This window comes from Shewanella metallivivens, assembly GCF_028750675.1.
In the GTDB taxonomy this organism is placed as follows: Bacteria; Pseudomonadota; Gammaproteobacteria; order Enterobacterales; family Shewanellaceae; genus Shewanella; species Shewanella metallivivens.
Genome location: NZ_JAQQPZ010000015.1, coordinates 158,413 through 170,844 on the forward strand (window position 1 = coordinate 158,413; position 12,432 = coordinate 170,844).

9 protein-coding genes and 1 riboswitch are annotated in these 12,432 nt (G+C 42.9%); of the genes, 4 read left to right on the forward strand and 5 right to left on the reverse strand.

What is annotated here, in order from left to right; translation table 11 throughout:
* Positions 1-2: 2 nt before the first annotated feature.
* On the reverse strand, positions 3-995 hold the full coding sequence (locus PQR79_RS18855; RefSeq protein ID WP_238102984.1) for a class 1 fructose-bisphosphatase: 993 nt from the start codon (positions 993-995) through the stop codon (positions 3-5).
* Positions 996-1,169: 174 nt separating this feature from the next.
* Here PQR79_RS18855 and PQR79_RS18860 point away from each other — a divergent pair, with 174 nt between their 5' ends.
* Positions 1,170-3,464, forward strand: a complete 2,295-nt coding sequence (locus PQR79_RS18860) for a S9 family peptidase (protein WP_438270833.1) — start codon at positions 1,170-1,172, stop codon at positions 3,462-3,464.
* 342 nt (positions 3,465-3,806) lie between these two features.
* Here PQR79_RS18860 and arcA read toward each other — a convergent pair whose 3' ends face one another.
* A complete protein-coding gene (gene arcA, locus PQR79_RS18865) occupies positions 3,807-4,523 on the reverse strand; it encodes a two-component system response regulator ArcA (protein ID WP_238106170.1) in 717 nt (238 codons plus the stop codon).
* Positions 4,524-5,215: 692 nt separating this feature from the next.
* Here arcA and PQR79_RS18870 point away from each other — a divergent pair.
* The 3 genes from PQR79_RS18870 to PQR79_RS18880 all read left to right on the forward strand — a co-directional run bounded on the left by PQR79_RS18870 (position 5,216) and on the right by PQR79_RS18880 (position 8,783).
* Positions 5,216-5,656 (forward strand): DUF3293 domain-containing protein, encoded by a 441-nt coding sequence (locus PQR79_RS18870; protein WP_238106171.1) that lies wholly within the window; start codon positions 5,216-5,218, stop codon positions 5,654-5,656.
* A gap of 286 nt (positions 5,657-5,942) precedes the next feature.
* Positions 5,943-6,117: riboswitch (Lysine riboswitch) on the forward strand.
* A gap of 134 nt (positions 6,118-6,251) precedes the next feature.
* The gene (gene lysC / locus PQR79_RS18875) at positions 6,252-7,631 is read left to right on the forward strand and encodes a lysine-sensitive aspartokinase 3 (protein WP_238106172.1); all 1,380 of its coding nucleotides are present in this window, start codon (positions 6,252-6,254) and stop codon (positions 7,629-7,631) included.
* Between the two features lie 3 nt (positions 7,632-7,634).
* Entirely contained in the window at positions 7,635-8,783 is a 1,149-nt protein-coding gene (locus PQR79_RS18880) for a succinylglutamate desuccinylase/aspartoacylase family protein (protein WP_238106173.1), read from the forward strand.
* 296 nt (positions 8,784-9,079) lie between these two features.
* Here PQR79_RS18880 and PQR79_RS18885 read toward each other — a convergent pair whose 3' ends face one another.
* From PQR79_RS18885 to PQR79_RS18895, 3 genes are all read right to left on the reverse strand, one after another.
* The gene (locus PQR79_RS18885) at positions 9,080-10,210 is read right to left on the reverse strand and encodes a site-2 protease family protein (RefSeq protein ID WP_238106174.1); all 1,131 of its coding nucleotides are present in this window, start codon (positions 10,208-10,210) and stop codon (positions 9,080-9,082) included.
* An 89-nt stretch (positions 10,211-10,299) separates the two neighbouring features.
* Positions 10,300-10,674, reverse strand: coding sequence for a DUF4144 family protein (locus tag PQR79_RS18890; protein ID WP_274408616.1), 375 nt, complete (start codon positions 10,672-10,674; stop codon positions 10,300-10,302).
* 47 nt (positions 10,675-10,721) lie between these two features.
* The gene (locus PQR79_RS18895) at positions 10,722-12,389 is read right to left on the reverse strand and encodes a flagellar assembly protein A (protein ID WP_238106176.1); all 1,668 of its coding nucleotides are present in this window, start codon (positions 12,387-12,389) and stop codon (positions 10,722-10,724) included.
* Positions 12,390-12,432: the final 43 nt, after the last annotated feature.

Sequence of the window (12,432 nt, forward strand, 5' to 3'; positions counted from 1 at the left end):
GTTTAGTCAATCGATGGTTCTTCGCTGTAATCTATACCGTGATAGCTTAAGCAGATATCAACTTCATTCGCGCTGCCTAGAATGACTGCAACACGCTGGTGGATTTCAGTGGGTTGAATATCCAAGATGGTTTCGTAACCTGTTGAGGCTTTACCGCCAGCTTGCTCCACAAGCAATGCCATGGGATTGGCTTCATACATTAGGCGTAATTTAAAGGGTTTAGCCGGGTTTTTATTGTCTGTTGGGTAGGTAAAAATACCGCCACGGCATAATACGCGGTGCACATCACCCACCATAGCGGCAATCCAACGCATGTTAAAAGACTGCTCACGCGGGCCGATTTTACCCAGTAATAAGTCGGCGATGTAAGTTTGCATTGGCGCTTCCCAAAAGCGCTGGTTAGACATGTTAATCGCAAACTCAGCAGTATCTGGCGTGATTTGCACATTGTCGTTGGTCAATAAAAAGGTTTGGCTGTCTGGGTCTAGGGTATAAAACTGCGTACCTTGACCAGTGGTTAAGGCCATCATGGTTGATGGGCCATAAAGCACGTAACCCGCTGCAACTTGGTTACGTCCAGCCTGTAAAAAGCTTTGTTCGTTAAACTCGCCTGCAGGGGCCGGTAATACCGAAAAAATCGTGCCAACGAGTGAGTTAATGTCGATGTTAGATGAGCCATCTAAGGGATCAAAACTCACTAGGTATTGACCTTGTGCGTTGGCTTCTACAACGTAATCCTCTTCTTCTGAGGCGATGCCGCGTACTGTACTGTCAGCCTTTAAGGCATCTTTAAGCATGTCGTTTGTGATGACATCCAGTTTTTTCTGGGTTTCACCTTGAACGTTTTCTTGCTCAGTTGCGCCTAATACCCCCGCTAACGCGCCGTGACGAACAGCACCGCTAATGGCGATTGAGGTTTCTGCTAAGGTGACTAGTAATTGCGTTAATGACGCATTGACTGCTTGAGCGCTAAGGGTTTGGGCCAAAGTCTGCATGATTTTTCCTATGAGATTTTGCGAGGTTAAGGTCGATGTTGTTCATTTTTATCAGTTATCTGTAAATCATACCCCACAATGATGCTAATTTCAGCGATTGTTATCCAAGGTTTTGGTTTTGCCGTAAATTCAGGCAAAATGTTGACTGATTGTTTGCCCAAAGGATTCATTATAATGACAACAACATGGAAGCAGCATGCTTTAGCCGCAATGACTGTAGCGCCATTATTTTTTATTAGCCAGATTTCTCAAGCCGCACAAGGCAATACCATGACTTCATTAACGACCGCGCCGTTAACGGCAATAAAAGGTAATAGCACGCCACTGACGATAGAACGTATTCATGCATCTCCTGCATTGGCGGGGGCGAGCCCGCGCGGCTTAGCCTTGTCACCTGACGGTAAGCGAGTGACCTATTTATCAAGCCGTGCCGATAATCAACATTTTTATGATTTATGGCAAATGAATATTGCCACGGGTGAGCGCAGCATCTTGATAAATGCAGATCTGCTAGCCAGTGGTGAGCTGTCTGATGAAGAAAAAGCCCGCCGCGAACGCCAACGTATCTATGGTGAAGGGATCATGGAATACTTTTGGTCTGAAAACAGCCAAAGTATTTTAATTCCTGCAGCAGGACAATTGTATTTATATGATGTTGCCAGCAATAAGGTGACTGAGCTTAATACAGGAGAGGGCTTTGCCACCGATGCGCGTTTGTCGCCTAAAGGCCACTATGTGTCGTTTGTGCGCGATCAAAACCTGTATGTGCTAGCTCTCGATACCCAAAAAGTCAGCGCATTAACCACAGATGGTAAAGGTCCTATCAAAAATGCCATGGCAGAGTTTGTTGCCCAGGAAGAAATGGATCGCATGACAGGTTATTGGTGGGCGCCCGATGAGTCGGCAATTGCCTTTACCCGTATTGATGAATCGGGTGTGGAGTTAGTGACTCGTAATGAAATTTACGCCGACGGCATTAAACTCACCGAGCAACGTTACCCCTATGCAGGCAAAGCGAACGTTGAAATTGCCCTTGGTGTGGTGAGCTTGCAAGATAAAAGCATTAATTGGATTGATTTAGGCAAACAAAAAGACATGTATTTACCGCGTGTTGATTGGCTGCCCGACAGTAAGCATGTGTTTTTTCAATGGCAAAGTCGTGATCAACAAGCATTAGACTTACGCATTGCCGCTGTGAGCCAACCAGAACAAGCTAACACAGTGATTGAAGAGCGCAGTAAGGCGTGGGTAAACCTCAACAATGACCTGCATTTTTTAAAACAGCAATCAGCATTCATTTGGGGCTCAGAGCGCGACGGTTTTAATCATCTGTACTTGTTTGACCTACAAGGTAAGCTGCTTAAACAATTAACCCAAGGTGATTGGGCTGTTGATGTGCTTGAATTTGTCGATGAGGCCAGTGGTTGGGTGTATTTTAGTGGCCGTAAAGACAGTGTGATAGAGCGTCATTTATATCGAGTTAATATGAACATAGGCGTTGAGTCAATTGAGCGTATTAGCCAAACCGCTGGCATGCATGATGCTGTTTTTGCCGATAAAAGCCCGGTGTATTTAGACTACTTTAATAGCCTACAACAACCGCCACAGATCAGTTTACACAATGACTCGGGTAAATTGTTAGCCTGGGTTGAGCAAAACGAAATCAATGAGACGCATCCACTCTATGATGTGGCTGGTTTATGGCAAATGCCTGAATTTGGCCAATTAAAAGCAGAAGATGGCCAGCCATTAATGTACCGTTTATTTAAACCTGTGCCGTTTGATGCCAATAAAAAGTATCCAGTGGTGGTGCGCGTTTATGGCGGTCCACACGCCCAGTTAGTGGTTAATAGCTGGAGCGAAGCAGACTATTTTACTCAGTATTTACTGCAACAAGGCTATGCGGTATTTCAGCTCGATAATCGTGGCTCGGCCCACCGTGGGACTGAATTTGAATATGTGATTTATCAAAACATGGGTGATGCTGAAGTTAATGACCAAAAAGTGGGTGTGGATTATTTACGCAGCCTGCCTTTTATTGATGCTGAAAACGTGGCGATTTATGGTCACAGCTACGGCGGCTACATGGCATTGATGAGTCAGTTTAAGGCGCCAGATTATTTTAAAGCGGCTATTTCAGGTGCACCGGTAACCGACTGGCGTTTATACGATACCCATTATACCGAGCGTTACATGGGCAACCCAGACACCAATAAACAAGGCTATGATGCCAGCAGCATTTTACCTTATGTAAAAAATTACCAGTCAGGTTTGCTGATGTACCATGGTATGGCAGATGATAACGTGTTGTTTGAAAACAGCACACGCGTTTATAAAGCATTGCAAGATGAGGGGAAATTATTCCAGATGATGGATTACCCAGGGTCTAAGCATTCTATGCGCGGCGAGAAAGTACGTAATCATTTATATAAATCGTTAGCGGCATTTTTAGACCAGCAATTGAAATAATACCATTCCGTGTTAGTAAGTGATCTCTCAGCGAGAATTTAAAAGGGCTTAAACAAGGCGAATGACTGAATGAATAGTTATTCTCTTTCGAAGTCATGCAACGCAGTATAAGCCCTTTTAAAACTCGCCTAAAAGGAATGCCCCAGCCGCTTTTGCTTTACGTTCTCGCTATTTGAAAGGGAACAACCATGACTACATAGCGACGCCTTAATCAAAAACCGCTGGACGCATTCTGAGTGGTCACTTATTAATGCGCAATGGTATAATGATAAACTAATCGCTAATAGCGGACATAAAAAAACCAGGTTAATCACCTGGTTTTTTATTGGGTAACCGCCAAGATTAGTCTTCTAGGTCACCACAAAAACGATAGCCTTCACCGTGGATAGTGGCGATGATTTCTGGCGTATCAGCTAAGCTTTCAAAATGCTTACGGATACGACGAATTGTGACGTCAACGGTACGATCATGCGGCTTTAACTCACGGCCAGTCATTTTTAATAATAAATCAGCACGAGTTAAAATCTTACCTGGGTTTTCAACAAAGTGAAGCATCGCACGGAACTCACTGCGTGGCAGCTTATAAGACTCACCTTGTGGATTAACTAAAGAACGGCTGTTTATTTCTAAACTCCAGCCATTGAAACGGTAATATTCAACTGAGCCTTTTTCTTCGCTTTCAGCGACAGCACTGTTAACACGCGTTAATAGGTTACGCGCACGGATTGTTAATTCACGTGGATTGAACGGCTTAGTGATGTAGTCATCAGCGCCAATTTCAAGGCCAAGAATTTTATCAACTTCGTTATCGCGTCCTGTTAAGAAAATAAGACCGATGTTATTGATTTCACGTAATTCGCGAGCAAGTAATAACCCATTTTTACCGGGTAAGTTAATGTCCATCACCACGAGGTTAATCTTGTTATCTTGCATCGCTTTGTGCATTTCTGCGCCGTCGTTAGCTTCTGTAACGACATAGCCTTCGGCTTCAAAAATACTGCGTAATGTATTACGGGTTACTGCTTCGTCTTCAACAATCAGAATGTGCGGGTTTTGCATGATATATACCTAATTTAATAAAATTCGACTCTAGCGTTTCGCTGCTAGTAAGTTGTAATCGCGTATTAATTAACGCCGATACTCCAGTATTTTTTTGGTGTTTATCTATGTCTGCCCTGAATAAAACACTCTTATTAACTCGTATGATGTAACGCTATGCATGGTTACTGAGTTGTCTCGCGTATAGTCAATCTCATTACGCCAATGCAAAATGCATGTTAGTGATAGTGCATAATGAGTTAAATTTTTTGCCAACTGGCTTACTACTATGAATACGATTTAAGAAGATAGTTCCATTTGTTGTAAACTTAATTTAATCGTATTGCTGTTTTAATCATTAGTTTATTAAATGTAGAACATAAAACGTTCCGGTGTAAACTAAGCACATCAACGTAGTTAATTTCCAGTAAACGCGTTTAAAACACCGTAATGTAAAAGGTGATTCAAGCTAGTGTTACTGGCTTATCTAAGCGATTTAACAGCTGGTATGTATTATTGTACTCGTTTTAGGCATTTGTTAACAAATTAAATGTTAAAAAATTAATATAACTGTCATGCATATGAAAGATTTGTCACGTAATGTACTGATTGTAAAATAATTTTAAATATCATACTTGTGATTTATGTCACAACCTTTAAGAATCTACAAGGCTCTGCTAAACTAAATTTGGCTTAATTGACGAATTAATATTATGGAAAATGTTATCGATACATTGTGGCATGAATACCAACGCACTCATTTTTTGCTGACTCAACGCCTTTCACATCAATACCCATTTGCTATTGTTACTGCTCATAATCCCCGCGGTTTATTGCTTAATCCTTCACAAAACCGTTTGCTTGATCGCCAGCTTCAATCCAAAATCCAACAATATAAAAGCCCTTACCGTTCATTAATCGGCGCTGCACCTGACCTCTCTCACATGGAGAAAAGTTGGGCTGTTTTTATTAATAAAGAACAAGCACTTGAGCTCGGTAGAGAGTTTAATCAGCACGCTATTTATTATGTTAACCAAGGGCAGTTATCTTTGCTTGCTTGTGTTGATTCGGCAATGCCTGAGACAGAAATGGGGATTTTTAATCATAGGTTACGATTAGTCAGTGAGTTACCAGAAATTGGTGCTTATATTTAATCATTACTCAGCATTAAGGCATTAATAAGAGTAAACTGACTATTGTATTATTTTTAGGTTCAATAATTGTTTATTGTCTCTTATTGATGGGTTTTTGGGGTTTTTATCGAGTTTTTGGCAGATTTTTCGCTACAAAAAACAATCTTGCCTCGGATAGGCAAATTCTGGGCAACGAGTCGATATTGTTTGAATTAAGATGAATATATTTAAAATAGTGTATTTTTACTACGATTGTTGATTGACTTATCAGTAGGTTTGTTGCTATTTTTCAGGTCCCTCCTTCGGGAGGCACAGAAGAGGAGCGTTAACTAGGTAGTAAGTTTGAGGATGCCAGTCCGATGACAGCTTATGATGGAGATTAACGCCGAGGTATCACATTGTGCGGCACACATTGATATCGGTCGATTAGGCTGAATCCTAACGATTGTCACCTGTTTTTTTGGTGGAGAGCTTCTGGTGATGATTGCTGTTTCCCTTCTTTAAGGGTGCGTTATCTTAGCACCAGGCTCTTCGAACGTAGTGTGTTCGGAGCGTATATCATGTTAGTAAATCACATCTTTTTTTATTGTCTTTCGCCAATTGCGGAGGCATCTCTATGAGCTTAGTACCTCAAGACACTCACCCTGAGTTAGTGGTCGCCAAATTTGGTGGAACGTCAGTTGCTGATTATGCATCGATGAGTCGTTGTGCTGACATTGTTTTAGCCAATCCTGCTACCCGTTTAGTTGTGGTCAGCGCTTCAAGTGGCGTGACCAATTTACTGGTAGAGTTAACTCAAGCGAATGTGAATGACGAGCGACGTTTAGTGCTATTGAAGCAAATTGCGCAAATTCAATATGCGATTTTAGATGAGTTAGGTCGTCCGCAAGATGTTGCTGCGAATATTGATAGAATTCTCAGTCGTATGTCAGTGTTAAGTGAGTCGTTAGAACTTGATCGCAGCAAAGCTATTATGGACGAGTTGCTCTCTACCGGTGAGCAATGTTCATCGATTTTATTTTCTGCAGTTATCCGCGAAAAAGGCACTGCGTCAGATCATTTTGATGTGCGCCAAGTTCTTCGTACTGACAGTCATTTTGGTCGTGCTGAGCCACATATTGAAGCGATAGCTACATTGGCGGGAGATTTTTTAAAACCGCTACTTGCTAATTATGTCATTGTGACACAAGGGTTTATTGGTGCAGACCAGGATGGCCGTACGACAACGCTTGGGCGTGGTGGTAGCGACTACTCAGCAGCGTTGCTTGCAGAAGCATTGAATGCCACAGCTGTAGAGATTTGGACTGACGTTGCAGGCATCTATACTACCGATCCAAGACTGGCCCCTAACGCGCGCCCAATTGCCGAAATTAGTTTTAACGAAGCAGCAGAAATGGCGACTTTTGGCGCTAAAGTGTTGCATCCTGCAACCATTTTACCTGCGGTAAGGCAAAAAATTCAGGTGTTTGTAGGCTCAAGTAAAGCCCCTGAAATGGGCGGGACTTGGATCCGTCATCAAGTTGAAGACACCCCCGTTTTTCGTGCTGTTGCCCTGCGTCGCGATCAAACATTGCTTAACCTTCACAGCTTACAAATGCTCCATGCTCAAGGCTTTTTAGCTGAAACCTTTGCCACACTAGCACGTCATAAAATATCAGTTGATTTAATCACGACATCAGAAGTTAACGTATCGCTGACTTTAGATAAAACCGGTTCAGATTCAAGTGGCCAAGGCTTATTGAGTGAGTCATTACTGCAAGAACTGTCTCAACATTGTCGCGTACGTGTTGAAGATAACTTAGCCCTTATTGCGATTATTGGTAATCGTATTGCATCTACCGCAGGTATTTGCAGTCGGGTATTTAAAGTACTTGAAAACCACAACGTACGCATGATTTGCCAAGGTGCCAGCCCACATAATTTATGTGTTTTAGTGTCTGAGTCAGAAGCTCCGCAAGTGGTGAATGCTTTGCATGAAAACCTGTTTGAGTCGTAATTGATGAGTAAAGTAACACAGTCCAATATTCAAGTAGGTGAGCTTGCCACGGGGCAAGCTCTCACCATTCCGCTTTATGATATTCAAGGCACTGATAGTGCGGCACCAAGCGTGTATATTCAGGCCAATGTACATGGCGCAGAGGTGCAAGGTAACGCAGTGATTTATCAGCTGATGAACTTGCTCGAAGGCTATGATGTCCTTGGTGATATTCGCTTTGCTCCTTTGGCTAATCCACTGGGGATTAATCAAAAAAGTGGCGAATTTACCTTAGGACGATTTGATCCGATCACTGGGGTGAATTGGAACCGTGAATACTTTGACCACAATATTGACTTAGCCACCTGGTATGCCGAGCATCAACACTTAACAAATGATGCATTGTTTCAAGCATACCGAGCGACATTAATCGACTCGTGTCAGGCAAGGCTTAATCAAGCATTTGGGGTGACAACCGGTCACCGACTCGCCGTAAGCTTACAAGCCATGGCGCATAAAGCTGATATTGTACTGGATTTGCATACCGGGCCTAAGTCATGTAAGCATTTGTATTGCCCAGAATATGACATTGATGCTGCGCGTTTTTTCTCTATTCCTTACACCTTAGTTATACCTAATAGCTTTGGCGGTGCAATGGACGAGGCGGCATTTTGTCCTTGGTGGCAATTGACTGATTTTGCGGCAAAGCATGGGCGCGAATTTGCTGTGCCAGTGTCAGCCTTTACACTAGAACTGGCGAGCCAAGAGCGGATTGATTTAGCTGATGCATTAGTCGATGCAAAAGGCATTTTGGCCTATTTAAGTCACCGAGGTGTGATCCGTGAAAAGGTCGAGCCAGCTGATATGGCGCGCTTTGGTTGTTATTTGAAAGATTATAAAAAGTTTCATGCCCCTAAAGCCGGGTTAATTGAATATTGTGCAGCGGTAGGGCAACCACTCGGTGCCGGTCAAGCATTAGTGAATATATTGCGTATGGACTTATATGACACAGACGAAGCGCAACAAGTGATTAGCTTACCAATGGATTGTGTGCCTATTTTGCATTTTGCCTCGGCATCTGTGCACCAAGGCACTGAGTTGTATAAAGTCATGACCAATGTGTTTAGATTATACCATTCCGCGTTAGCAAGTGATCTCTCAGCGAGAATTTAAAAGGGCTTAAACAAGGCGAATGACTGAATGAATAGCTATTCTCTTTCGAAGTCATGCAACGCAGTATAAGCCCTTTTAAAATTCGCCTGAAAGGAATGCCCCAGCCGCTTTTGCCTTACGTTCTCGCTAATTGAAAGGGAACAACCATTACTGCATAGCGACGCCTTAATCAAAAACCGCTGGACGCATTCTGAGTGGTCACTTATTAATGCGGAATGGTATTATAGACGAGCCCAATAAAAAAACGCCTGCAATTTAGCAGGCGTTTTTATGTGTGATGGCATGCGAATATGAGCTTAACTGCCCAAGATCTGCAGCGGGATCGCTAACATGTCATCACCAGAACTTGCAAAGTACCAAATAATCCCGACCAAGCAGGCTACGGTTAATAAATACCACACAGTTGAGAAAATTTGTCCGTATCGGTCAAGCGGTAGTAAGTGGCTTTGATGGCGACCGCGCCATTCAAAGACGATTTCAACACTACCAATCAGCAATAAAAATCCGAGTAAAGCAAGACCTAGGCTGTAGCTGATAAACACACCTGCAGCGGCACCTAAAATACAGGCGATTAGGCCAACCATACTGTTCATTGAAAAACTGATACTCTTTAAAATGTGCCCACCATCGAGTGGTAGAATCGGCAATAAATTAAACAGGTTGAGTAGCGCGTTAAAGCTTGCAAGGCCGGCAAAAAAGATATTGCCGGTGATCCAGTACAGACCTAAGCTGATGATAGATAAAATCAGTCCAAATGTGGGCCCCATAATGGAGATATAGACATCTTGCCAACGCGTGTTAATCCGTTCATCGCTCAAGGCCAAGCCGCCCACAAAGGGGATGAGATAAATGCCTTTGGTCTTCATACCAAAGTGTTTCATCGCTCTAATATGGCCATATTCATGGAAAACTAAACAGCCGATAAGTGCTAAGGCAAACTCTAACGAAAATAACCATGAGTATGCGGCAACGCTGGCACCTGCAAACAACACTTTAATGACTTTAGCACTTTTAAGCAGTTTAAAGCCTAGCGAGGCTAAGCCGACAATACTGAGTTTTTGCGTTTTCGCGACAGGGACTTCCGGTGTTTGTTTTTCAATGTCTGAGACAGTGCGTTGACCTTGAGTGACCTGCTCATCATCAATAAGTAAACAATAGTCGAGCTGAAAAGGTTGCCAGTTAACGTCTATTTCTAGCCGCACTGGAATCGCTTTGGTATGGCTAGCAATATTATCGTTAGTCATATTGTTATCAGGTGTAACAAACTGTTGGGTGAGTTCAAATGAGTGAATATGGAAAGCTTGGTCGCTTGCACTGGCTGACTTTTGTGACACCAGTTGGTTGTCCCAATAAAGTTGCTGCCAACCGGCAATTGAGCCTTCTAGTCGCAAACGTTTACCAAGACATTCAATATTAAGTAATTCCATTAAGGATTCTCAGAGCTTATAGACGGTGAGTATGCGGGCATTTTGCCAGAGCGCTGTTTGATGCTCAATGGGGAAGGCGGTTTTATTGGTTAATAAAGCTGTTCTAACTCAGCGACAGTGGCGATACCTTGTTCAATTGTGGCAAATACGATTTTAGCACTGCAGCAATGCCCCTGAAATTGGCCGTATTGACGCACTAAAGGCAGCAGTTGCAATACACTTATCCGTTGAGGTTGTTTAACAAGTTCTGGGAGTTGTGCCACACAGTTGTCGATGGACGTCTGTTTAGTGGGTGGTTTTTGTATGCGGTAAATATGACCGCTACTGTCGATGAGCTTATCTTGTAAACACACAGTATCTTGGTTGGCACATATAAAGCTTAACCAATCTTGATGGTTGGCCAAATACATTAACTCATCATCTTGATCAAACTTCAAAATAGCTGGCCAATGTATTTGCGGCATAATGAGCAATAACCTCAGTAGGGGGTGTTTATGCGTTACACAGTGAATTAACGGTTATTGTAATCGTATGATATCTCATGATTGATGTTTTTCACCACACAGGGCCCGTGTTCTCGTTGAGTACGATTAAAAGCATTGCCAATGTGGATTTCAACGTTGGTGAAAATATGCTTTTCTGCTTTGATAAAGTAATTGTCATAGTAATTTTCAACTTCGGTGAGTTGTTGAGTATATTCAACTTCCTCTTTAGCTTGCTCGGCCGTCATTTGATGCTTTTGATCTAACATCATTTTCACTTGTTCAATCATGCCTGCATCGTTTTGCCATTCGGCTTTTGGCGGTAGTTTACGTAATCTTGCTTCGAGCTCAAGACCGGCCACGACCATGGCTTTGATGCTGCCATCTAACTCTTTTAGTTGTTGCTTAAATTCGTCTTGATGCATAGCGCAATAGAGTACTGTTTTAGTACTTGCGGTGGCACCAAAGGCAATGGCTCTTATCCCTTTATTGGCGGTAGTGACGCCGCCGACAATGTCACCACGCCGACATTGGGTATCACAGACGGTAATGAAGCCATTGGAGGTTGAATGACTGTGCAGTAATTGCTTGGTGACTAAAATGTCGCCTTGCGCTTCTAAATGTGAGTATTGGACAAATTGAGCGCATATTTGGCCACTGGCTTTAATTTTAGTGCTGAGCTCTTGCTCTTTAATTAAACGGCCAATGACGCCTTTACTCACAATCACATCACCTTGGGCTTCAATACTGGCTGATTCGACAAAGCCCATAACGGTCACATCACCACTGGCTTTTACTTCCATGCCTTCGTGTACGTCACCGGTAATTAAAATACTGCCTTTGAAATTGACGTGGCCATAGCGCACATCAACATCTTTAATTTGTAGCATGTCATCAACTTGCATCCCTTTACGGTTTTCTACCGGCTGCCCAGATAAGGTTGCAATCAGTTTGTTAGGATCTTTAGGATGTATGCTGGTACCTGTTCCTGGCTCCATAGGCTTATCTTTACCCGGTATTTGCTGCAGTACATCACCATGAACATTAAAACCTGGTGTGCCTATCGTCGCAGGGGTCTTTACCATTAATACATCATTGGGCTTTACGGTAATAAGAGCGCCTAAATTTCGCATGTCTACTGAGCCATCCTCACGTTCTTGAGGTTGCAGTAGTCGCTCACGGGCGAGGGCCACTTTACGGGTTAATATGGCATTTTCGCCATTTACTGCAGGTTTTCCATTAGCAATAATTCCTTCGCAACTTTCGCCCGGAGGGAGTATAGACAAACGCTGTATGAGAGCCATGATCCTTGGCTTGCTTAGGCCCATTTTTATTTTCTTACTTTTTAGTGTCGTCAGAATATCTGGTAGGCTGACGTCTTTACCGCCCCAAGCTGAGGTGATTGTCATGCTAGCTTGCATTTTATCTTCACTGACGTCGATAATGACCGAACCATCCTTACGTTCGGCAATGACAAAAAAAAGTTCATGATCACCCGTTTTTTGGCCACAAAGTGTATTGATTTCAGTAACGGCTTTATTAATGGCGGGAGAGATGGGGCATAACATGACAAAATCGGGCTGGTTCAGTATCGGAGTGATATCTTCAACGGACAACGGCCCGTGTGTATTGGGGACCACACGTAATTCTACTTTGCTCTTATCTGCGCTTAATGCGGCTACTGAGGGCTCTAACATAACATCCTTTGTCTTTTGTTTTTATTTCAGCTCAATTTAAGGA